We start from the raw sequence: 21847 nt of genomic DNA, 5'->3' as shown, positions 1-21847 counted from the left end.
CAGCGGGAGCCGCAAGGCTCCCGCTTGCTAACCTGATAGGTGTTACATGGCAGGCGCAAAAGAGATTCGCAGTAAGATTGCGAGCATCAAAAGCACGCAAAAAATTACCAGCGCCATGGAAAAAGTGGCGGTCAGCAAAATGCGCAAGGCACAAATGCGCATGGCTGCTAGCCGTCCTTATGCGGAGCGTATCCGCCAGGTAATTGGGCATCTGGCCAACGCCAACCCGGAATACCGCCACCCATTCATGATCGAACGCGCCGTCAAGCGTGTGGGTTATGTGGTAGTGAGCAGTGACCGTGGTTTGTGCGGTGGTTTGAATACCAACCTGTTCAAGGCCCTGGTCAAGGACATGGCGGTAAACCGCGAAAACGGCGTCGAGATCGATCTGTGTGTTGTTGGTAGCAAGGGTGCGGCCTTTTTCCGCAACTTCGGCGGTAACGTCGTTGCAGCTATCAGCCACCTGGGTGAAGAACCGTCGATCAATGATTTGATCGGCAGTGTGAAGGTGATGCTGGATGCGTACCTGGAAGGCCGGATTGACCGCCTTTCCGTGGTATCCAACAAGTTCATCAACACCATGACCCAGCAGCCAACCGTGGAGCAATTGATTCCACTGGTGGCGACTCCGGATCAGGAACTCAAGCACCACTGGGACTACCTCTACGAACCAGACGCCAAAGAGCTGCTTGACGGCTTGATGGTGCGCTACGTGGAGTCGCAGGTGTACCAGGCGGTGGTCGAGAACAACGCAGCTGAACAAGCGGCGCGGATGATCGCGATGAAAAACGCTACCGATAACGCCGGTGATCTGATCAGCGATTTGCAGCTGATCTACAACAAGGCGCGTCAGGCTGCGATCACCCAAGAGATCTCGGAAATCGTCGGCGGCGCTGCCGCGGTTTAACGGTTCAAATATTCAGAGGATCCAGCTATGAGTAGCGGACGTATCGTTCAAATCATCGGCGCCGTTATCGACGTGGAATTTCCACGCGACAGCGTACCGAGCATCTACAACGCGCTGAAAGTACAAGGCGCGGAAACTACTCTGGAAGTTCAGCAGCAGCTGGGCGACGGCGTAGTTCGTACCATTGCGATGGGTTCCACCGAAGGCTTGAAGCGCGGTCTGGACGTTATCGACTCTGGCGCTGCCATCTCCGTACCGGTCGGTAAAGCGACCCTGGGCCGGATCATGGACGTACTGGGCAACCCGATTGACGAAGCTGGTCCGATCGACACCGAAGAGCGCTGGGGCATTCACCGTCCAGCACCTTCGTTTGCGGAACAAGCTGGCGGCAACGACCTGCTGGAAACCGGCATCAAGGTTATCGACCTGGTTTGCCCGTTCGCCAAAGGCGGTAAAGTCGGTCTGTTCGGTGGTGCCGGTGTAGGCAAGACCGTAAACATGATGGAACTGATCCGTAACATCGCCATCGAGCACAGCGGTTATTCCGTGTTCGCCGGTGTGGGTGAGCGTACTCGTGAGGGTAACGACTTCTACCACGAGATGAAGGACTCCAACGTTCTGGACAAAGTGGCACTGGTTTACGGTCAGATGAACGAGCCGCCGGGAAACCGTCTGCGCGTAGCACTGACTGGCCTGACCATGGCCGAGAAGTTCCGTGACGAAGGTAACGACGTTCTGTTGTTCGTCGACAACATCTACCGTTACACCCTGGCCGGTACTGAAGTATCCGCACTGCTGGGCCGTATGCCTTCCGCAGTAGGTTACCAGCCGACCCTGGCTGAAGAGATGGGCGTTCTGCAAGAACGTATCACTTCGACCAAGGAAGGTTCGATCACTTCGATCCAAGCGGTATACGTACCTGCGGATGACTTGACCGACCCATCGCCTGCGACCACCTTCGCCCACTTGGACGCCACCGTCGTTCTGTCCCGTGACATCGCTTCCCTGGGTATCTACCCAGCGGTCGATCCACTCGACTCGACTTCGCGCCAGCTGGACCCGAACGTGATCGGCCAGGAGCACTACGACACCGCTCGCGGCGTTCAGTACGTGCTGCAGCGTTACAAAGAACTGAAGGACATCATTGCGATCCTGGGTATGGACGAGCTGTCGGAAGCCGACAAGCAGTTGGTAAACCGTGCTCGTAAGATCCAGCGCTTCTTGTCGCAGCCGTTCTTCGTGGCTGAAGTCTTCACCGGTGCTTCGGGTAAATACGTTTCCCTGAAAGACACCATTGCTGGCTTCAAAGGCATCCTCAACGGTGACTACGACCACCTGCCAGAACAAGCGTTCTACATGGTCGGCGGCATCGAAGAAGCGATCGAGAAAGCCAAGAAACTGTAATCCAAGCGCCCGGAAACGGGCGCTCATCAGGTTGAGGCAATCAGATGGCTATGACAGTCCATTGCGATATCGTCAGCGCGGAAGGGGAAATCTTCTCCGGTCTGGTAGAAATGGTGATTGCACACGGCGAACTCGGTGACCTGGGTATTGCCATGGGCCACGCGCCATTGATCACCAGCTTGAAGCCAGGTCCGATCACTCTGACCAAGCAAGGCGGGGAAAAGGAGGTGTTTTACATCTCCGGTGGTTTCCTTGAGGTTCAGCCGAACATGGTCAAGGTACTTGCCGACACCGTGCAACGTGCTGGCGATCTGGATGAAGCCTCCGCTCAGGAAGCCGTCAAGGCTGCCGAGAAGGCCCTGAACGAAAAGGGTGCGGACTTCGACTACAGCGCTGCTGCTGTACGTCTGGCCGAGGCTGCAGCCCAGCTGCGCACGCTCCAGCAGATCCGCAAGAAGTAAGCGGCCACGCCGTGATGCTTATGCGCGATTGATTAAAAAGGGTAGCCTCGGCTACCCTTTTTCTTTATTTAGCAAAACACATCTTTGGTCTGAAGCCGGACCGTCCAGGATTGGTAGCCATTCATGTCTCTTGAAATCGTCATTCTCGCCGCAGGCCAGGGCACCCGCATGCGTTCGGCCCTGCCCAAGGTGCTGCACCCGGTTGCTGGCAACTCCATGCTTGGGCATGTTATCCACAGTGCTCGTCAGTTGGACCCGCAACGCATCCACGTAGTAATCGGCCACGGTGCTGATGTGGTGCGCGAGCGCCTGGCTGCGGATGACCTGAATTTCGTATTACAGGACAAACAACTGGGGACCGGCCACGCCACCGCGCAAGCTGTGCCGTTCATTACCGCTGACACCGTGCTGATCCTCTACGGTGACGTGCCGCTGATCGAAGTGGAAACCCTGCAACGCCTGCTCAAGCATGTGGTACCTGGCCAAATGGGCCTGCTCACCGTTGAACTTGACGACCCTACCGGCTACGGACGTATCGTGCGCAATGCCGACGGCAAGGTCGCGGCCATCGTTGAGCACAAGGACGCCAGCGAAGCCCAGCGCGCGATCACCGAAGGCAACACCGGTATCCTCGCCGTCCCTGCCGACAAGCTCGCCGACTGGATGAGCCGTCTGTCCAACAACAACGCCCAAGGTGAGTACTACCTCACCGATGTGATCGAGATGGCCGTGAGTGATGGCCTGCTGGTCGCCACCGAACAGCCTCACGACCCAATGGAAGTGCAAGGCGCCAATGATCGTAAGCAGCTTGCAGAGCTCGAGCGTCACTACCAACTGCGTGAAGGCCGCCGCCTGATGGCCCAAGGTGTGACCCTGCGCGACCCTGCGCGTTTTGACGTACGCGGTGAGGTCACCGTGGGCCGCGACGTGCTGATCGACATCAACGTGATCCTTGAAGGTCGTGTAATCATCGAAGACGACGTAGTCATCGGCCCGAACTGCGTGATCAAGGACAGCACCCTGCGCAAGGGCGTGGTGATCAAGGCTAACAGCCATATCGACGGCGCGGTGATGGGCGAGGGCAGCGATGCCGGCCCGTTTGCGCGGTTGCGTCCGGGCACAGTGATGGGCGCCAGGGCGCATGTCGGCAATTTCGTCGAACTGAAAAACGCACGAATGGGCGACGACGCAAAGGCCGGCCACCTGGCCTACCTCGGTGATGCGGTAATCGGTGCTCGCAGCAACATTGGTGCCGGCGCAATCACCTGCAACTACGATGGCGCCAACAAGTACCAGACCACTATTGGTGAGGACGTATTCATCGGCTCGAATAACTCGCTGATTGCACCAGTGACTATCGGTGATGGTTCGAACACTGCCGCGGGCTCAACCATCAACCAGGATGTGGATAAGTCCCAACTGGCCGTAGCCCGTGCCCGCCAACGCAACATCGACGGCTGGAAACGCCCGGTCAAAATCAAAAAGACCTGAGTTATCCACAATCTCTCAGGCGACATAACTCCAATGTGGGAGGGGGCTTGCCCCCGATGGCGGTAGATCAGTCAGCTTATGTACCGACTGACACACTGCTATCGGGGGCAAGCCCCCTCCCACATTTGCTCTGCGTCGTTATCAAAAAAATGCAGCCCGCCGCTTGACGATCTTTCACCAATAGGTTTTGATTGCCTTCGTTATCTTTCGAAACGAAACTTATCATCACCATGTCGAAACGAAATACACCCCAACGACGCCACAACATCCTCACCTTGCTCAACGAACAGGGCGAAGTGAGCGTGGACGAATTGGCCAAGCGTTTCGAAACCTCGGAAGTCACTATCCGCAAGGACTTGGCCGCCCTCGAAAGTAACGGCCTGTTGCTGCGCCGCTACGGGGGCGCGATCACCATGCCTCAGGAACTGGTGGGCGACCCCGCCCAACCGGTCTCTGCCTACAAGCGTGCGATCGCCCGTGCTGCCGTGACACGTTTGCGTGAACACGCCCGCATCATCATCGACAGTGGCAGCACCACCGCTGCCATGATCCCGGAACTGGGCCACCAGCCCGGCCTGGTCGTCATGACCAATTCCCTGCACGTGGCCAGCGCCTTGAGCGAACTGGAACACGAGCCGGTGCTGTTGATGACCGGCGGTACCTGGGACCCGCATTCGGACTCGTTCCAGGGCCAGGTCGCCGAGCAGGTGTTGCGTTCCTACGACTTTGATCAACTGTTCATCGGCGCCGACGGCATCGATCTGCAACGTGGCACCACCACGTTCAACGAATTGCTGGGCCTGAGCCGTGTGATGGCCGAGGTCGCCCGTGAAGTGGTGGTGATGGTCGAATCCGACAAGATCGGCCGCAAGATTCCCAACCTGGAACTGCCCTGGAGCAGCGTCCATACCCTGATTACCGATGATCGCCTGCCGCTTGAGGCCCGCGACCAGATCCAAGCCCGCGGCATTACGCTGATATGCGCGGCAATCATCTAGGAGAAGCACCATGTGTGGAATTGTTGGCGCAGTCGCCGAACGTAACGTTACTGCCATCCTGCTCGAAGGCCTCAAGCGCCTGGAATACCGCGGCTACGACAGCGCGGGTGTGGCCGTCTTCACCAACGCCGGCAAGCTTGAGCGCATGCGTCGCCCAGGTAAGGTCAGCGAGTTGGAGCAGGCGTTGGCCGGCGAGCCGCTGGTAGGTCGCCTGGGTATTGCCCACACCCGCTGGGCTACCCACGGCGCACCGTGCGAGCGTAACGCCCACCCGCACTTCTCCGGTGACTTGGCGGTGGTGCACAACGGCATCATCGAAAACCACGAAGTGCTGCGCGAACAGCTCAAGAGCATGGGCTACGTATTCACTTCGGACACCGACACCGAAGTCATCGCCCACCTGCTCAACCACAAGCTCAAGGACCACGGCGACCTGACCAACGCCCTCAAGGCCACGGTCAAGGAACTGCACGGCGCCTACGGTCTGGCCGTGGTCAGCGCCAGCCAACCGGACCGCGTAGTTGCCGCCCGCAGTGGCAGCCCGCTGGTAATCGGCCTGGGCCTGGGCGAGAACTTCCTCGCCTCCGACCAACTGGCCCTGCGCCAGGTCACTGATCGCTTCATGTACCTGGAAGAAGGCGATATTGCCGACATTCGCCGTGAAAGCGTGGCGATCTGGGATGTGAACGGCAATTCCGTCGAACGCGAAGCCGTGCAATACCGCGACGGTGCTGAGGCCGCCGACAAAGGCGAGTTCCGCCACTTCATGCTCAAGGAAATCCACGAGCAACCGGCCGTGGTGCAGCGCACCCTGGAAGGCCGCCTTGGCGACAAGCAAGTGCTGGTCAACGCCTTCGGCCCCCAGGCCGCCGAGCTGTTCGCCAAAGTGCGCAATGTGCAGATCGTGGCCTGTGGCACCAGCTACCACGCCGGTATGGTTGCTCGTTACTGGCTGGAAGAACTGGCCGGCATCCCGTGCCAGGTCGAAGTCGCCAGTGAGTTCCGCTACCGCAAGGTGGTGGTGCAGCCCGACACCCTGTTCGTGACCATTTCCCAGTCCGGCGAAACCGCCGACACCCTGGCCGCGCTGCGCAACGCCAAAGAGCTGGGCTTCCTTGCCAGCCTGGCGATCTGCAACGTCAGCATCAGCTCCCTGGTGCGTGAGTCCGACCTGACCCTGCTGACCCAGGCCGGTCGCGAAATCGGCGTAGCGTCCACCAAAGCGTTCACCACCCAGTTGGTTGGCCTGCTGCTGCTGACCCTGTCCCTGGGCCAGGTTCGCGGCACGTTGGCTGCCGGCGTCGAAGCCACCCTGGTGGAAGAACTGCGCCGCCTGCCGACCCGCCTGGGCGAAGCCTTGGCCATGGACAGCACCGTGGAAAAAGTTGCCGAGCTGTTCGCCGACAAGAACCACACCCTGTTCCTCGGCCGTGGCGCGCAGTACCCGGTGGCGATGGAAGGCTCGCTGAAGCTCAAGGAAATTTCGTACATCCACGCCGAAGCCTACCCGGCCGGTGAGCTCAAACACGGCCCGTTGGCCTTGGTGGACGACGACATGCCGGTGGTCACCGTAGCGCCGAACAACGAACTGCTGGAGAAGCTCAAGTCCAACCTGCAGGAAGTCCGCGCCCGTGGCGGCCAACTGATCGTGTTCGCCGACGAAAAAGCCGGCATGACCAACGGCGAAGGCACCCACGTCATCAACATGCCGCACATCCACGACACCCTGTCGCCGATCCTCTACACCATCCCGCTGCAGCTGCTGTCGTACTACGTCGCCGTGCTCAAAGGCACCGACGTTGACCAGCCGCGCAACCTGGCGAAGTCGGTGACGGTGGAGTAATCCGCTTCACGCTGGAGGCCCACTGGTTACCAACAACATAGTTTGACACAGCCCCTCTCGTAAATCGGGGCCTGTAGGATGATCCGGGGGCCACACAACAGCAACATAGACTGACACAGACGGGTCGCACTTCAAATACGGGGCTCGATTGGTAACAACATAGTTTGACACAACAGCGAGAGCAATCATTTATGCCGAAACACCATGTGAGCGCGACCGGTCAATCACCTGTGCGGAAATAGTCTTTTTTCAACACAGGCTCAGTGCGATGTCTAAATCCGTGCGCAACCTTCGACCGGTCCCCATCAGCACATACACTGTGTTTTTTGTTCGAAATAAGCAGTCATTGGTGAAGGAAACACCCAGCGTTGATCGGACCCAATCACCAGGCGGGAAGCGGCCTTTACTGTCTTGGATAACGGTCAAAGCGTAAACGAGAGCAGGAATTAGCTGTCTATCCGTAATGGCTTTTCGCTGACGTGTTGTAATGTCGAGATCCAATATTGCCCAATCAGCAACAAGACAATAGGCACGGGAAGGAAAATGCAGACTGGCGAAAGCCACTGCATCTGAGGGGGCGAGTTGGCATCCGTCTATTTTCTCGCCTGCAGAAAGCACTGAAACATAATCTGCCAAATTCATTTGTACCTCCTGCCGATCCAAAAAACCGATTCGAACGAGAAGCATCATTCAGCTTAGCTCCCAGCGGATCACCAGGTTCCGATGCCGACGGATAGCAGCAGGGTGATCTCATGGCTGTTCCGTCTTCTCCCTTCATCTCACTGAACGGGATGATTTCTATCGAGTTGTCACCGGATAAAGTGGTTTGCGCCAGTACACAGCTATACCATTGCCGTGCGTGAACCCTACCTAGCGGTAGGTGCCGATGCGGGTGAAACCTAGTGCTTCATGGATGCCCGTGCATGCCGTATTCGGCTATGCGACGCCGGTATTGGTGCATGAAATCCATGTTACTCAAGGAGCGGTAGAGTCCGTTTGGCTGCGACTGAATCAAAATGACATGCCCTCAGACACTTGAATCAGCATTTCTTCGACTAGATGTGTGCCAAAGGTTGTAGTGACCATCGCCAATGGGCTTTCTCCTAAAAAACGGGCTTTGGGTTTGGAAAGCCAATGTTTGGCCTTCCCTTTGTCACCGAAGACCACCTCGGCCATAGCGGTAATATGTGCAAAACGGAACAGGCGATCGCTCTCATGCGACGTTAAAAGCTGATTGGCTGACAGTTTTGTTTTGAGCGTTTTGGGTTGAATGATTCTGTCGCGTTCTTCGTCGCTGAGGGTTCCATCATCACAAAGCATTTTGATCAGGCTGGCCGAGAAGCCAGCTACTATCATGTCGTGAATGTCCAGATCCGAAGCATTGACAGAAATATGAAGAAGCGTCTCCAGACGCATGCGGTAAGCATGACTGGCATCCTGACGCAGGACGCCAGCAAACATGGGCCGCACTGATGTTGCGTTGCGGACGGGCGTCAGGACTAATGTGCCATTCAATACCGTTAGCTCCAAGTCGTCCCCAACACCTAACCTCATTTGGTCAAGCAACTCTTGAGGCAGATCAATGATGATGTCGCCAGTTCCGTCCTCAGTTTTCTGGGATTTTACTATCCAACGCTCAGTTTCACTCATGATCGTCCGGCCCTCATCCGCCATCAGAGAATGACACACATCATCATGGTTGGGCCCAGAGCTGACCAAAGGAACGCGCAATCCGCTGGTAGACAGGCACTGCCGCTGCTCGAACGCCGGATAGCGAGTGAAACAGCAAAAAATGGGGCAATGGATATACCTGCCTTTCCACCTTCACATGGCTAAGAGCCTGAGCGTGATCAGTTAACTACACGAAAGGATATGACATGCACCCTAATGAGCTTTATGTTTCCGTCGACGTCGAGACTTCTGGGCCTATACCAGGCGATTACAGTCTGCTTTCCATTGGAGCTTGTCTTGTAGCCCAACCTGAAACGTCCATATATCTTGAACTACGGCCTGACAGTCCGAAACACGACCCCGAAGCGCTGGCAGTATCGGGGCTGAGTCTGGAGAAGCTGGAGCGCGAGGGTCTCGCTCCGCAACAGGCGATGCTGACATTTGATCAGTGGCTGAGATCGTCCTGCCAAACGGGGCAAAAGGTCATTTTCGTAGGACTCAATGCACCGTTTGACTGGTCATTCGTCAATTACTACTTCCACAAATACCTGGAAACCAACCCCTTTGGTTTTACCGCTATCGACATGAAGGCCTACTTTATGGGCGCTGTAGGTTGCAGCTGGAAGGAAACAAAATCATCCAAAATGACCGCTGCGCTGAAGCCACTCAGCGAACCGAACCATAACGCATTGGATGATGCCCGCTTTCAGGCAGAGCTCTTCGCCCTAATGCTAGCGGGTAACTATAAACGCTGACCTGCCTTCCACCGCACTGACTTGAAGTTCATCTGACCCAGGTTGCCTCAACATATCTGCCGTCCCTGAACGACCACGCCTTGATACCTTCTGGTTTTTCGGACTTGCCGACAATAATGGCTATTGGGTGCGGCAGATCCTGCGTGTAACGTGCAGCAAATTTGGAGAAACTACCGATGTCTGCCGGAGAGATCACCGGAACGGATTGGGGATGCGTATGCCAATAGCCCACCAGGCGTAACCCTTGTTCGTTGGCAGCCTGGATCTCCTGACGGCACCGCGCCGCATCCAACTCTAGCCAAGACCAGCCTGACCGATCGGCGCGATGAGGCAACGTGGCCAAGGCCAGCAGCAAACCTTTCGGATCAACAGGGTTGACGAATAACTGTCCACCTCGCTCCACGCCAAAAAGGCCCTGCCGATGACTATCCAAGATGTCCGCGACCGCCTGGGACACCAATAGCTCGGAGTCCACCTCCGGCCATCGCCAGCGCCATGCGATATCCGTCATACCATTTCGTCCTTATCTTCCGGCCATCCGCGTTCGAGTAGGATTTGCTGCGTCCCCTCTGGCAGTTTGGGCCCATGGTATTGGCCTCCTAGGCTCAGCACATCTTCAGGCCTATAAATGCTGCTGACCCAAGATGCAGTGGCGATCTTGCCGGTCAATGCGCGTAAGGCCGTGTGCGACACCATAGAGGCGATATTGGTCATTCCCAGCGAGCCGCCTGGGATAAAGCTCTCGCCACACGCGGGCAGTGGAACAACACCGCCTCCCGGCCACTCTGTAAATCTATGCAAAAAATCGCCGACGTCCGTGAACAACTGACGGCCATCAAAGGTGCCGCCTGGTGCGAATAGAGCATGGCCGACCTGGGTATACGGTTCGCTCCAGGCTTGTAAAAGCCCCCAAGGAGCGCCGCTGGATTTGGTTCGCCATACAGTGACCTCCGACTGCCAGTCTGCTGTCGTGATCACCACCAGATCTGCGTTATCGAACACTTCTGGTTTGCTACTCATCACTACTTCGGCAAAAGTCGAATAAGCGGTGCATTCTGTCGTCGGAAGATCTAACAGAATCTTGTCCCTCAACGCTGAGGCTTTCAGCCTCCCTAGGCTATCCGCTCCCAGAACGTGCCTCCCCAGATTGGCTGACACCAAAGTGTCAGGATCGATGAGGGTAAGGTGGCCGACACCGGATCGTGCCAATTGTATTGCCACCGTACTGCCTAATGAGCCAACGCCAACACAAACGACTCGAGCATTTTCAAGGTGCTGTGCAGTGCCGCTTATATCGCGGGACAGGATAGACGCTCGATCAAGCACATCCAGGGCAGTTGCTCGGACGAGCGCCGGAGGATGAGCATTTGCGATAGCTGGCCGCCGGCGAGCTGTACGCAAGCCAAACTTTGCCCCCCGCTCCTGCTGTACACCGAGCGAACGCACATTGAGACAATATGTTGGAGCATCTGCGCCTCCTGGAAGCTCCAGAACAATCCATCGACTCGCCAACGTTCCATGCAGCTCAAACCATGCCAGCAATTGCTCGGCATCGTCTGGTTGAAGGTGTGGCTTTAGCCACAGCAATAAATCTTCTGGATCCGGGGTGCGGATATCCGGATAAGTCTGAAGCTTGACGTAAAAACCGGGAGTTTCGGCCGCACGAATGACAGCAGAGCGCCCGACGACCCGTCGGTAATGCCCTTTGAGTGCAGCTACATTCGATGCTAACCAAACCGTTTCCTGACCGGATGGCACAGCTCGGCGCGGATCGCTGAGCGCAAACAACTGCGAGGCAGCCTGAGGTCGATCCAACAGTAAGAGGTTCTGGAATGACTGCCCGTGCTGAAACGACCAGTAGGTAGTGATCTCATTCTGAAATTCGATATCGCGTGTTGCCTGGTTTGATCCCATCTTGGACAACGAAACGATCTGGGCCAAGCGAGCAAGGCTGTCCTCTACCACGACCTCCGGGGAGCCCATGATGGGGCGTTCCTGAAAGCCATGAAGGCAAAGCCCCGACTTAGTGGCATGCGGCCAAACCAGCCATGGAGAGGGTTCGACGTTCAGCCGCAAGAGCCCGCGGGGAAAGTTGGAGGGGAAACCTATACGCAGTCGCCGCTCCTGCCCCGTGTAATCGGTGGGCAAGGGGAAGTGAAAGCACGCCGCTTCGTCAGCCCGCATGGGTGCGGGCTGGAGCAATGCATCGGCAGCATCCTGACCTAGGGTGTTACGCAGTGCGGCGATTCCGCGCTGCAATGGTGTCTTAATAGGATCAGCCAAGGCGTCCAACTGGCTTTACGCTCGACTGAGAGGTTCCGCCACCGCTGGCCCCTCCGAAGAGCGAACCCATCGAAGCAGAGTTTCGAGTAGTGCCATCCGGTCGACCGGGCATCGTCCAATTCGCAGGGATTTCATTGTTCACTGCCGTGATGAACGCCGGCGCAATACCGAAGTTCTTTTTCACTGCCTCGGCAAAGGAGTCATTGGATTCAAAACTTTCCAAACCTAATGACACAGATGCACTGGCGTCCGCATGCCACTTGGCGAATGCCTGACGGTAGCCTTGCCCCTCGCCCGGTCGATTCCACTTCTCTGCAAAGTTTTCGCCGTTATCGGCAGGGTTGCAGACATAGCAGTCGCTACCTCTATGCGCGATGTGCTGCGGCATTCTGCGAACGATTTCCAAAATTGCATCGAGCGGTGCCAGAGGCTTCGACTGCGACTCCTTTACGACATCCAGGTATGCGTGCGTGGCTAGAGTGGTGATGACCGCAGATATTGGGCGAGTATCAGCGCTCCTTGTCTTGATGGCCCATTCATCGCGATGCCGCTTGAGCAGCTTAATGGTCGCACGCAGGGGATCTTGATCGATGTAATCCTGATAATGCGGCAAAGGATCTTGGGTCGCGGCATCAAGCATCCGCTGGCTTTTGGCAACCACTAAGCTTTCCAGAGAGATTTCCTGGGCGGAAGCGACCTGCAACCAATTCGAGTAAGGAATAGGGCTGCTCGCTTTCCATCCTGTGACTCGATCCGGAACCTCAAGCTTACCCTCGCCGTTTGCTTCGCCATTTCCGTTGATCGCCCGGGCAGGTGTGACATCGATGTGGAAACCTGGATTTTCGTCTGCATAAACGATTCGAATACCACGACGTAGTTGCTTAACTTCTTCCTGAACGCGGGAGCCTTCCCTAAAACGCTGCTCAATCGCCTCTAGAACTTCCTTCGCACCAGCGCCTTGAGCGTGAGGGAGCCAGATAATCGCGTCCGCATCAATGGTGTCCAGATCCGCAGGCGCCCCGGGAATTGGCTTAATGGTCGTTTTCAGCCGCATTGAGCCCTGAACGAAAATATGAGCCTCAGCGAGCAACGGATTGTCGGAAGCCGAGAGGATTTTTTCCAGTTGGGAGTAGCGGTCATTGATTTTTTCGTACTGCGCTTCCGACAGCGAGATCTCCCTCGCGGCGCGAAGCAGAAAATATTCCCAACTGCTGCGCTTGGTCTGTTCGTTGCTCAAAAGCATTACATAGCCTCCTGGGCCACGGGACCCAATTGCAGTGTTTGCGTAAACCGATCTTGGTTTTCTTTGTCCCGATCGAAGATCAGGTATGTATGTTGATGCTGTGTTGTGAGCAACGCGCCAAACTCGATGGCCAATGCCGCAGGAATGGCGGCGAAGACGTGGATGGGGTCAGGAGTCAGAGCCTCAAGCTGGCTCAGTCGTATTTGAAGTGCGTCGCGAAAAGCATGAATCACCCGACGGTTCTGTACCATCGCGTAGCTTGGTTCTGGGATCGACAGCTCTGCAATACGTGCACCGGGTAGAGCGTCGGTCACGTCGCGTACTGGAACTTGCGCAGAAATGGAGAGCACCAACGCCAGTGGGCCATCGCCGTTGGGTGGAGGCGTAAACAGAAAACTAGGCGGCTCAGCAGACTGATCGGGCCAGCGCAAAAGATGCTCGCGATGAAAAGAGAAGATCAAGCGTTTGGAACGGTCGCCGATACTCTGGCCCAACATCATCAAGGCCGGAATGTCGGCCAAGCCGACTACTGCTAGCGCGGGCGAATCGCCATAAGTGCCGCCGCGACGTTTGAGTTGCTGCTCCAGCTCATACTGGACGCTGTCTTTGACGTTCTGCCAATAGGTAGTGTCCCTGCCACGTGGTCCGGGCGCAGCGAAGGCGATTTTGATGCCTTGATCGAAGGCGGTTAATCCCTCGGCGGACATCGCAGCCAACAGATCGCGAACGGGGATATCGTTGATCGTCTGAAAGTGCTGACTCTGGACGATGAGAGGAATGGCTCTGCCACCATCGGGGGTCGTTGCGGCGAGTCGGATGCGTTCAAGGTACGCTTGGTGCAAACCGCTCAGATCATTTTCAGGGTAGCCATCTGCGTCACGATCAATTTTGTCATGACAGCCTGGGCACAGGAGCATCAGGTTAGCAGTATCGTTAGTGTGCGCCTCAGCATCATGATCCGCGCGTCCCCGAGGCCCCTTGGGACTGGCGGGTAAGATATGCGCCACTTCGCCCCATTTCATTGGCTTGCCGGCACGATAGTCGAACGTTAGATCCGTACCGCACAGTTCACAATGACCAGCGGTCTGTGTCCATACGATCCGCTTCGTCTCATCATTCGTGTTAAAGCGCCCGCTCGCGGGCTTAGCGTCTTCTTTTTCTGCCATTTCGACCGACCCCCGAAAAACATCCATGATTGAAAACGATGATGGCAAGATAAGATCATATTAGGGTCATTCGTCCCGATTTCAAGAGAGATCTGAGGGTGACGAATGCTGAGTCGCCTTTTAGCAGGATGCTTTTTTGGCTCATCGAAAGGCGGTGGTGGCGGCGTTCGTTTTCTGGCAAGTGCTGGTGGGTAATGGCACTGACCACAGCGCATGTAAGACTGATGAAAACGAGCTGTGCAGCTCAAACGAGGCTGCAAGCGCAGCCCCTTTCGTATGCGTTTTTACGCGTCAGTGCTTGCCAGGCTCAACGGACAAGTGTCGACGACGCATGAGGTGATAGGCCGCCGGGATCACAAACAGCGATAGCAAGGGTGCCGTAACCATACCGCCAATCATCGGGGCGGCAATGCGGCTCATAACCTCGCTACCGGAACCGCCTCCCAAAAGTATAGGTAACAAACCAGCGATAACCACTGCCACGGTCATAGCCTTAGGTCGAACGCGCTGGACAGCGCCTTCACAAATCGCGGCCATCAACCCGCGTTCTGTGTTGTCACCGAGGTCTTGACGCTCGGTCCATGCATTTTTCAGGTAGAGCAGCATGATCACGCCAAATTCGGCAGAAACACCGGCCAAGGCGATAAAGCCGACCCCGGTGGCAACCGACAGGTTGAATCCCAACAGATAGAGAAACCATGCCCCGCCCGTGAGAGCGAATGGCAGCGTGGCCATAATCAGCAAAGCCTCATCAAGGCGTGCAAATGTCAGGTAGAGCAACACGAAGATGATCAACAGCGTGGCAGGCACCACCAGTTTGAGTCGTGCGTTGGCCCTTTCGAGAAACTCGAACTGACCTGAGTAGCTCAGGCTCATGCCGGGCTGCAACTTGACCTGCTCACTGACGACCCGGCGTAGATCGGCGACTACGGAGGCAATGTCCCGGCCACGCACATCGATGTACACCCAGCCTGAAGGCCGTGCGTTCTCACTCTTGAGCATTGGCGGCCCGTCGTTGACCTTGATCTTCGCCACGGTGCCAAGGGTGATCTGGCTGCCTAGCGGGGTGTAGATCGGCAACTGCTCCAAAGCGCCGAGCGAATCCCGCCACTCACGAGGGTAACGTACGTTAATTGGGAAACGAGCCAACCCTTCAATCGTCTCCCCGACGTTTTCACCGCCGATTGCGCCGGCCACGATTGATTGCACATCGGCAATATTTAACCCATAGCGTGCCGCAGCTTTGCGATCGATATCTACATCAATATAGCGGCCACCGGTCAGTCGTTCGGCTAACGCTGAACTGACACCTGAGACGTCCTTGGCAACACGCTCGATGGCTTGGGTGACGGCATCGATCTCCGTCAGGTTGGTACCGGCAACCTTCACGCCAATCGGGCTTTTTATGCCGGTGGCCAGCATGTCGATACGGTTACGAATAGGCGGTATCCAGATGTTGGTTAATCCTGGGACACGCACCACTTGTTCTAGCTCCTCAACGAGCTTTTCCTGGGTCATGCCTGGGCGCCACTGCTCGCGTGGTTTGAATTGAATGGTGGTCTCGAACATTTCCAACGGTGCCGGGTCAGTCGCGGTTTCAGCGCGGCCGGCTTTTCCGAAAACGTGTTCGACCTCTGGAACTGTCTTTATTAGACGGTCAGTCTGCTGAAGCAGTTGCGCGGCCTTCTGCGCCGATAATCCAGGCAGAGCTGACGGCATATAGAGCAGGTCCCCTTCGTCCAACGGGGGAAGAAACTCACCACCCAGACGAGAGATCGGCCACAACGCGCTGACAAAGACTAGCAATGCAACCAGCAGCGTTACTTTAGGTCGACGTAATACGGCGTCCAGAGCGGGCTCGTAGATCCGGATCAACCAGCGATTTAGCGGATTCTGTTGCTCATTAGGAATTCGTCCGCGAATCCAATACCCCATCAACACCGGAACTAGAGTTACCGACAGTCCAGCCGCTGCGGCCATAGCGTAGGTTTTGGTGAACGCCAATGGACCGAATAGACGTCCTTCCTGAGCCTCCAGCGTGAACACCGGAATGAACGACAGGGTGATGATCAGCAGACAGAAGAACAATGCGGGTCCTACCTCGGCAGCCGCTTCAGTCATCACGTGCCAATGACGTTCACCTTTCAGTTCCTCCCCAGGATTAGCCACGTGCCAAGCCTCGACCTTCTTGTGGGCGTTTTCAATCATCACCACGGCAGCGTCGACCATGGCGCCGATGGCGATGGCAATCCCGCCAAGGGACATGATGTTGGCGTTGATACCCTGATAGCGCATTACGATGAAGGCGATCAGCACCCCAACCGGCAGGGAGATGATTGCCACCAGAGATGAACGCAGGTGCCAGAGAAAGATTCCGCAGACCAACGCGACGACGATGAACTCTTCGATCAGCTTGTGGCTGAGGTTTTCCACGGCACGATCAATCAACTTGCTGCGGTCGTAGGTGGTGACGATTTCTACCCCCGCCGGCAGACTGCTTTTCAGCTCGTCGAGTTTGGTCTTGACCGCCGCAATGGTTTCTCGAGCATTCTTACCGCTGCGCAGAATTACCACGCCGCCGACGGTCTCACCTTCGCCATCGAGTTCGGTGATGCCTCGACGCATCTCAGGCCCCATCTGAATCGTGGCAACATCGCCCAGAGTGACCGGCACACCACCCGTGCCCAGTTTGAGTGGGATAGCACGAAAGTCATTGAGGGTCTTCAAGTACCCGGAAGCCCGCACAATAAACTCGGTCTCCGCCATCTCCAGCACCGCCCCACCAGTTTCCTGATTGGCCTTGCCGATCGCCTCGGTCACTTCAGACTGCGTGATCCCCAAGCTGGCCAACTTCACCGGATCAAGCTGCACCTGGTACTGCTTTACCATGCCACCCACCGTGGCCACTTCCGCAACGTTCGGTAGGGTCTTAAGCTCGAATTTGAGGAACCAGTCCTGCAAGGCACGTAACTGCGCCAAGTCATGCCCGCCGCTTCGGTCTACCAGGGCGTACTGGAAAATCCAGCCAACCCCAGTGGCATCAGGTCCTAATGCGGGCTTGGCACTGGCCGGAAGCCGGCTTTGTATCTGGCTCAGATATTCCAATACGCGCGAGCGGGCCCAGTACAAGTCAGTTCCGTCTTCGAATAGTACGTAAACGAAACTGTCGCCAAAGAAGGAATAACCGCGCACAGTCTTGGCACCAGGCACAGAGAGCATAGTGGTTGCCAATGGATAGGTGACCTGGTTTTCTACGATCTGTGGGGCTTGGCCTGGATATGGTGTACGGATAATTACCTGAACATCCGACAGGTCTGGCAATGCGTCAATGGGCGTACTTTGAACCGCCCAGATCCCCCATGCCGTGACAAACAGCGTCGCCAGCAACACAAGAAAGCGGTTAGCCACCGACCAGCGAATAAGGGCCGCGATCATGGCTGGCTCCCAAAGCGTTCCAGACGCTCAACTCGCAGACCATCTTCCGTCTGGCTGACAGCGATCCGAACCTTGTCGCCCGTTTTAAGACCCTTCATCAGAGCTGGAGCGGCGAGAGGGAAAGTCATCGTCATGCCTGACATACCCAATGTTCTGAAGGGACCGTGGGCGAGCGTGACTTCTTTGTCGTTGATCTCAACGATCTGACCATCGGCCTCATGCAAAGCGCCTGCGGTTACAGTAGATGGCGAAACGTCCAGTGAGCTTGCGACAACGCCCTTGAGACTGGCCTCCGAGTCGAGAAGGAACTGGCCAGAAGTCACCACTTTTTGCCCCTCTTCCAAGCCTTTCAATATCAGCGTTTTGCCATCGTTATCTTGGCCTAACTGCACCTCCACCGGGCGATATCGACCAGCGTCTTCAGAGAGCATGACCAACGTACGTCGACCGGTACGAATGACGGCCTCGCTCGGCACCCACAAAACACTTTGCTCCGTCGAACGATTGAGACTTACCTGCGCGGTCAAACCTGGCCTGAGTCGGCCATCCGGATTGGGTAACTCAACTCGAACGCGAAGTGTGCGACTGTCCGAACTGGTTTCCGGAAGAATCGCACTGACGACGCCCTTGAGCACAACTCCAGGGAGCGCGGACAAACGCGCTTCGGCTGCTTGCCCTACGACGATTGACCCAGCCTCCGACTCTGGTACCGCCACGGCCAGCCAGACACTGCTCAAACCATTAACACGCGCGAGCGTCTCGCCTGCGGCCACCGTCATACCTTCACGCACACTCAGCTCTTGAAGCACACCACCAATAGGGCTGGTCAGAGTCAGGTTCGGTTGAACTTTGCCACTGCGCTCAACTTGAGCAATTAACTTAGTTGGCATTCCGGTGAGCCTCAATCGCTGGCGGGCCGCTGTCAGCAAGTCAGCATCGCCACTACGCTTGAGGGCGAGAAATTCCTCTTGAGCAGCTGCCCAATCCGGCACCAAGATATCTGCCAAGGCTGCATTCACTTTCAGCACATCACCAGGTGCATGGGCGTACACGCGCTCGACAAAACCCGCCGTACGGGCCTGAATGACTGCAACGTCCCGTTCGTTGAAGGCCAGAACACCTACCACGTTCAGTGTCGAGGCAAATACCCCTCGACTGACACTAGCCAGTCGCACACCAAGGTTCTGAGTCAGGCTTGGATCAATTCGAATGCCGCCGCTGTCCCCCTTGGTATCTGCGTATTGGGGGATCATCTGCATGTCCATGAAGGGTGACTTACCCGGTTTATCGAATTTCTGTTGTGGGTACATGGGGTCATACCAATACAGAACCTTTCGATCGGGAGAGGCTTTGGCTTCCTGATCCGGCTCGACACCAGCTACTTCGCTCATTCGCGGTTGGGCTAACCAGTAACCTCCGGCAACACCCAAGGCAATCGAGATGCCGACAACTAAAGTCCCTTTCCATACTTTGAAATTCATTGAGCGGGCTCCCCGTAAGAGAAATACAAGCGAGCGCTGGTGAGAGCACGTTGCTCTTCAACGTCAATCTGCTTGAGACGGGCTTCGATGAGTTCGCGTCGGGCGGCCACAACCGAGTTCAAATCACCTTTGCCGGAACGGTAGCTAGCCATGGTGAGTTCAACCTTTTCTTTAGCCAGCGGCAACAAGCTTTCCTGATTACGGGTGACTGCACGATTGAGTCGCTCGTAGTCGGCCAACTCATCCTCCAGTTGCTGGGTATGCTCGCGCGACAGAGCTTCCCGCTCAGCTTCAAGTTGGTTGAGTTCGGCGTGCTTTGCCGCAATTTTGGGGTTTTGCCGAGAGTCAGGAAACAGCGGGAGATCCCATGAAAACTGGACGCTAACCATGTCACCGAATTGTTTGCCTCGATGCTGATAGTCGAATTCCCAGCTCCAGTCAGATTGCTTTTCCGCCTCAGCTTCACGGATCTTGGCTTGTGCTTCACGGGTCATCGGCACATACGCCGCCAATTCAGGGTGATGTTGCAGCTTATGGGAGTATCCAGAGGTTTCAATGGGCCAATCAGGCAAGCTGCCCGCCGGTTTGTCATTGGCAGCTGGGCCAATCCAGCGCTTGAGGGCCGCCCGGGCCTGTGCACGTTGGCGAACTAAATCATCCTGCTGCTCCGCCAGTTGGGCAGCTTCCTGTTTAGGTGTCACCGCATCGGCGGGTTGGGCGCGGCCACCCGCAATCTGAGATCTGACGGTATCGGTCAGAAGACGGTTTTCTTTGTAGAAGTCCTGGAACATCGCATCTTTACGCTCAACCGAGTAGCTACTGATCCAGGCCAATGCCGTGGACTGTCGGACGTTCAGACGCGCCACTCGACGCTCAGCGGACGCTCGATCAACAGCCGCATCCGCGACCTCGATACGTGCTTTGCGCTTATCGCTGTTGGGCATCTCCTGTCTGATCCCGACCACTTGCATGGTCATGAAGTCCTGGTCGATGCTCCATCTGTCGGCACCACCAATGGGGTAGTTCTGCAAGCCCAGCAGTAGCTTGGGATCGGGTAGTTCGCCGGCGGGAATGGCCGCACTGGTGGCTGCTTGAATTTTGGCGTCTTGTGCGGTCAACGACGGTGCATTGTTTTCGGCCAGCCGCAGCGCTTCATCGAGTGTCAATGCACCAGCAAGGCTCGGCAATGCCAGTACGCTTGCCGCCAGGCCGGCCACGAGGGACCAACCTGTGCAAAAGCAGTTGGAGTTCATGTTCACGATTCCTGTGATGATCCACCGCGCGCTTCATAAGACATGCGCGCAGATATGCCATCCCGCTAACGCGGAATGAGGCTCAGTGTGGTACAGGAATCAAGTACGGGGAGGTCGCCATAACCCAGAAGGGGTTTGTACGAGTGGGAAATGGCTGGAGAAGGGCAGAACGATTGGACTGGACAAGGTAATAGGAGGCTTGATGATCGAGACTTGCAGCATGCCGCCCGTTTTGCATTCCTGGCCCGACTTACAAGGTTTGCCATGCTCAGCGGTACTTTTCATGTCGTGGCAGCAGTCTTGACCCATACCATCCATCATCGCTATACCCATGGTTTTCATCGGGCATGGTTCAGTCGATGCCTGAACACCCGCCATCCCGCTAAGGGGAAGCGCCAAGCTAATTAGGAAAATCAGGCAACACCGCACATAGCGTTTCATGGGCTAAAGTGTAGACGGTGCAAATGGCCCTTACAATTCACCCTTAAGACTCCTGTATTGGCTGTTACCAACGTCTATGCTGCGCTCATTTCCATGACAGGGCTTAAAGTACCTAACCATGCGACAAGACAGATAATGATGACCGCCATTGAAAACTCAAGTTTCATGCTACGGCGCAAGGCATTCACCGCGACAGCGTATTCGCCATTGCGAACTGATCGCTCCAATAAGGGGCTTAGATGAAAACGGTTAAGCGTGGCTAATACGATCATCCCTGCAAATAGCAGGATTTTCAAAAATAGCAACTGGCCATAAGTGCTGAGCATCACCTCATCGAGGCTCGGTCCTACGATAAATAGATAATTCACCACGCCCGTTATACTGATGATCACTACAATCACCGCGCCGGCCGATTCAAACCCTGTCAGTACCCGAGCAAGAACTCGTACTTCCTGATCACCTTTCAGCGATTTTAAACGCAGCAGCAGTGCAAATGCTGCCAACGCACCCAACCAACCGCCTGCGGCCAAGAGATGGAAGATGTCGCTAGTAAAATGCCAGTAACGACGGCTCCCTTCGTCCATCGCACCATGCCCTGTCCATGCCAGCGTCGCTAGCGCAATGGCGCCACATACAGTGACAATCCAAAGACTGAGTGTCGGAAAGCGCTTGCTCAGAGCAACGCCGAGAACAGCCGTCAGCAACGCCACTATCCGGACCATCCAGGTCAAACCGACGTCAGTCCCCATGAGAACCATTTGAAAAATATGGTGATGTAGCTCCATGAAGCCCGACACACCACTCATAGCTTTCGCAAGCAACAACATGGCTGCTAGAGACAGAGCTACACCTAAAACAGATGTACTGTAAAGAAGCGACTCAAAATTTAAAACCGCTCCCGATACTCTCTCTTTTCCCCTCAGGCTATAAAGACCAAATATTGCCAGTCCAAATAACAGCATCAGATCAAAATATAGAGCAAAGCGAACAGCTATATTTATTGAGTCGCTCATGA

Annotated in this window: 18 protein-coding genes; 7 read left to right on the top strand and 11 right to left on the bottom strand. The window is 56.1% G+C overall.

The annotated features are described in order from the left end of the window. Nucleotides 1-46: 46 nt before the first annotated feature. The 6 genes from atpG (at nt 47) to glmS (ending at nt 7104) form a co-directional block, all read left to right on the top strand. Nucleotides 47-907, top strand: coding sequence for a F0F1 ATP synthase subunit gamma (gene atpG, locus FIV39_RS08090; protein ID WP_003195829.1), 861 nt, complete (start codon nt 47-49; stop codon nt 905-907). 27 nt (nt 908-934) lie between these two features. Continuing rightward, nucleotides 935-2311: a F0F1 ATP synthase subunit beta gene (gene atpD / locus FIV39_RS08085; protein WP_003177062.1), complete on the top strand. Its 1377-nt coding sequence runs from the start codon at nt 935-937 to the stop codon at nt 2309-2311. 44 nt (nt 2312-2355) lie between these two features. Then, complete coding sequence (locus FIV39_RS08080; RefSeq protein WP_003177061.1) at nt 2356-2772, top strand: F0F1 ATP synthase subunit epsilon; 417 nt, start codon at nt 2356-2358, stop codon at nt 2770-2772. A 123-nt stretch (nt 2773-2895) separates the two neighbouring features. Next, nucleotides 2896-4263 carry a bifunctional UDP-N-acetylglucosamine diphosphorylase/glucosamine-1-phosphate N-acetyltransferase GlmU gene (gene glmU / locus FIV39_RS08075; RefSeq protein WP_090401327.1) on the top strand — a complete coding sequence of 456 codons (1368 nt, stop codon included), beginning with the start codon at nt 2896-2898 and terminating at the stop codon, nt 4261-4263. A 230-nt stretch (nt 4264-4493) separates the two neighbouring features. Next, nucleotides 4494-5261: a DeoR/GlpR family DNA-binding transcription regulator gene (locus FIV39_RS08070; RefSeq protein ID WP_090401328.1), complete on the top strand. Its 768-nt coding sequence runs from the start codon at nt 4494-4496 to the stop codon at nt 5259-5261. A 10-nt stretch (nt 5262-5271) separates the two neighbouring features. Next, nucleotides 5272-7104, top strand: coding sequence for a glutamine--fructose-6-phosphate transaminase (isomerizing) (gene glmS / locus FIV39_RS08065; RefSeq protein WP_090401329.1), 1833 nt, complete (start codon nt 5272-5274; stop codon nt 7102-7104). A 249-nt stretch (nt 7105-7353) separates the two neighbouring features. Here the strand turns inward: glmS and FIV39_RS08060 are convergent, their stop codons facing one another. Then, complete coding sequence (locus FIV39_RS08060) at nt 7354-7746, bottom strand: DUF6957 family protein (RefSeq protein ID WP_143513845.1); 393 nt, start codon at nt 7744-7746, stop codon at nt 7354-7356. A 369-nt stretch (nt 7747-8115) separates the two neighbouring features. After that, complete coding sequence (locus FIV39_RS08055) at nt 8116-8754, bottom strand: antitoxin Xre/MbcA/ParS toxin-binding domain-containing protein (protein WP_224793261.1); 639 nt, start codon at nt 8752-8754, stop codon at nt 8116-8118. A gap of 227 nt (nt 8755-8981) precedes the next feature. On the opposite strand from FIV39_RS08055, the gene FIV39_RS08050 reads away from it, so the two are divergent. Beyond that, nucleotides 8982-9530 (top strand): 3'-5' exonuclease, encoded by a 549-nt coding sequence (locus tag FIV39_RS08050; RefSeq protein ID WP_032856644.1) that lies wholly within the window; start codon nt 8982-8984, stop codon nt 9528-9530. Between the two features lie 28 nt (nt 9531-9558). Here the strand turns inward: FIV39_RS08050 and FIV39_RS08045 are convergent, their stop codons facing one another. The 9 genes from FIV39_RS08045 to copD all read right to left on the bottom strand — a co-directional run bounded on the left by FIV39_RS08045 (nt 9559) and on the right by copD (nt 21845). Continuing rightward, on the bottom strand, nt 9559-10041 hold the full coding sequence (locus FIV39_RS08045) for a Mov34/MPN/PAD-1 family protein (protein WP_019334922.1): 483 nt from the start codon (nt 10039-10041) through the stop codon (nt 9559-9561). Then, nucleotides 10038-11822: a HesA/MoeB/ThiF family protein gene (locus FIV39_RS08040; RefSeq protein WP_032856643.1), complete on the bottom strand. Its 1785-nt coding sequence runs from the start codon at nt 11820-11822 to the stop codon at nt 10038-10040. Before FIV39_RS08040 ends, FIV39_RS08045 begins: the two co-directional genes overlap by 4 nt. Next, nucleotides 11806-13056: a nucleotidyltransferase domain-containing protein gene (locus FIV39_RS08035; protein WP_019334920.1), complete on the bottom strand. Its 1251-nt coding sequence runs from the start codon at nt 13054-13056 to the stop codon at nt 11806-11808. The genes FIV39_RS08040 and FIV39_RS08035 overlap by 17 nt, the downstream gene beginning before the upstream one ends. Beyond that, nucleotides 13056-14222: an SAVED domain-containing protein gene (locus FIV39_RS08030; RefSeq protein WP_032856642.1), complete on the bottom strand. Its 1167-nt coding sequence runs from the start codon at nt 14220-14222 to the stop codon at nt 13056-13058. Before FIV39_RS08030 ends, FIV39_RS08035 begins: the two co-directional genes overlap by 1 nt. Nucleotides 14223-14513: 291 nt before the next feature. After that, nucleotides 14514-17657, bottom strand: a complete 3144-nt coding sequence (locus FIV39_RS08025) for an efflux RND transporter permease subunit (RefSeq protein ID WP_032856641.1) — start codon at nt 17655-17657, stop codon at nt 14514-14516. Next, nucleotides 17654-19138 carry an efflux RND transporter periplasmic adaptor subunit gene (locus tag FIV39_RS08020; RefSeq protein WP_032856640.1) on the bottom strand — a complete coding sequence of 495 codons (1485 nt, stop codon included), beginning with the start codon at nt 19136-19138 and terminating at the stop codon, nt 17654-17656. The genes FIV39_RS08025 and FIV39_RS08020 overlap by 4 nt, the downstream gene beginning before the upstream one ends. Further along, entirely contained in the window at nt 19135-20391 is a 1257-nt protein-coding gene (locus tag FIV39_RS08015) for a TolC family protein (RefSeq protein WP_032856639.1), read from the bottom strand. Before FIV39_RS08015 ends, FIV39_RS08020 begins: the two co-directional genes overlap by 4 nt. Nucleotides 20392-20490: 99 nt before the next feature. Continuing rightward, the gene (locus FIV39_RS33305; protein ID WP_080761980.1) at nt 20491-20832 is read right to left on the bottom strand and encodes a hypothetical protein; all 342 of its coding nucleotides are present in this window, start codon (nt 20830-20832) and stop codon (nt 20491-20493) included. A gap of 74 nt (nt 20833-20906) precedes the next feature. Continuing rightward, nucleotides 20907-21845, bottom strand: a complete 939-nt coding sequence (gene copD, locus FIV39_RS08005) for a copper homeostasis membrane protein CopD (protein ID WP_019334915.1) — start codon at nt 21843-21845, stop codon at nt 20907-20909. Nucleotides 21846-21847: the final 2 nt, after the last annotated feature.

Source organism: Pseudomonas grimontii, assembly GCF_007858185.1.
GTDB classification, from domain to species: Bacteria; Pseudomonadota; Gammaproteobacteria; order Pseudomonadales; family Pseudomonadaceae; genus Aquipseudomonas; species Aquipseudomonas grimontii.
The sequence above is the reverse complement of the archived record's forward strand: the minus strand, read 5'-3'. Positions and strand labels throughout refer to the sequence as shown.

Coding starts and splice junctions, on each gene's coding strand:
- FIV39_RS08050 (WP_032856644.1), top strand. CDS start 8,982: ATGCACCCTAATGAGCTTTATGTTTCCGTCGACGTCGAGACTTCTGGG.
- glmS (WP_090401329.1), top strand. CDS start 5,272: ATGTGTGGAATTGTTGGCGCAGTCGCCGAACGTAACGTTACTGCCATC.
- glmU (WP_090401327.1), top strand. CDS start 2,896: ATGTCTCTTGAAATCGTCATTCTCGCCGCAGGCCAGGGCACCCGCATG.
- FIV39_RS08080 (WP_003177061.1), top strand. CDS start 2,356: ATGGCTATGACAGTCCATTGCGATATCGTCAGCGCGGAAGGGGAAATC.
- copD (WP_019334915.1), bottom strand. CDS start 21,845: ATGAGCGACTCAATAAATATAGCTGTTCGCTTTGCTCTATATTTTGAT.
- atpG (WP_003195829.1), top strand. CDS start 47: ATGGCAGGCGCAAAAGAGATTCGCAGTAAGATTGCGAGCATCAAAAGC.
- FIV39_RS08045 (WP_019334922.1), bottom strand. CDS start 10,041: ATGACGGATATCGCATGGCGCTGGCGATGGCCGGAGGTGGACTCCGAG.
- FIV39_RS08055 (WP_224793261.1), bottom strand. CDS start 8,754: ATGAGTGAAACTGAGCGTTGGATAGTAAAATCCCAGAAAACTGAGGAC.
- FIV39_RS08070 (WP_090401328.1), top strand. CDS start 4,494: ATGTCGAAACGAAATACACCCCAACGACGCCACAACATCCTCACCTTG.
- FIV39_RS08060 (WP_143513845.1), bottom strand. CDS start 7,746: ATGAATTTGGCAGATTATGTTTCAGTGCTTTCTGCAGGCGAGAAAATA.
- FIV39_RS08025 (WP_032856641.1), bottom strand. CDS start 17,657: ATGATCGCGGCCCTTATTCGCTGGTCGGTGGCTAACCGCTTTCTTGTG.
- atpD (WP_003177062.1), top strand. CDS start 935: ATGAGTAGCGGACGTATCGTTCAAATCATCGGCGCCGTTATCGACGTG.
- FIV39_RS08035 (WP_019334920.1), bottom strand. CDS start 13,056: ATGCTTTTGAGCAACGAACAGACCAAGCGCAGCAGTTGGGAATATTTT.
- FIV39_RS33305 (WP_080761980.1), bottom strand. CDS start 20,832: ATGAAACGCTATGTGCGGTGTTGCCTGATTTTCCTAATTAGCTTGGCG.
- FIV39_RS08020 (WP_032856640.1), bottom strand. CDS start 19,138: ATGAATTTCAAAGTATGGAAAGGGACTTTAGTTGTCGGCATCTCGATT.
- FIV39_RS08030 (WP_032856642.1), bottom strand. CDS start 14,222: ATGGCAGAAAAAGAAGACGCTAAGCCCGCGAGCGGGCGCTTTAACACG.
- FIV39_RS08015 (WP_032856639.1), bottom strand. CDS start 20,391: ATGAACTCCAACTGCTTTTGCACAGGTTGGTCCCTCGTGGCCGGCCTG.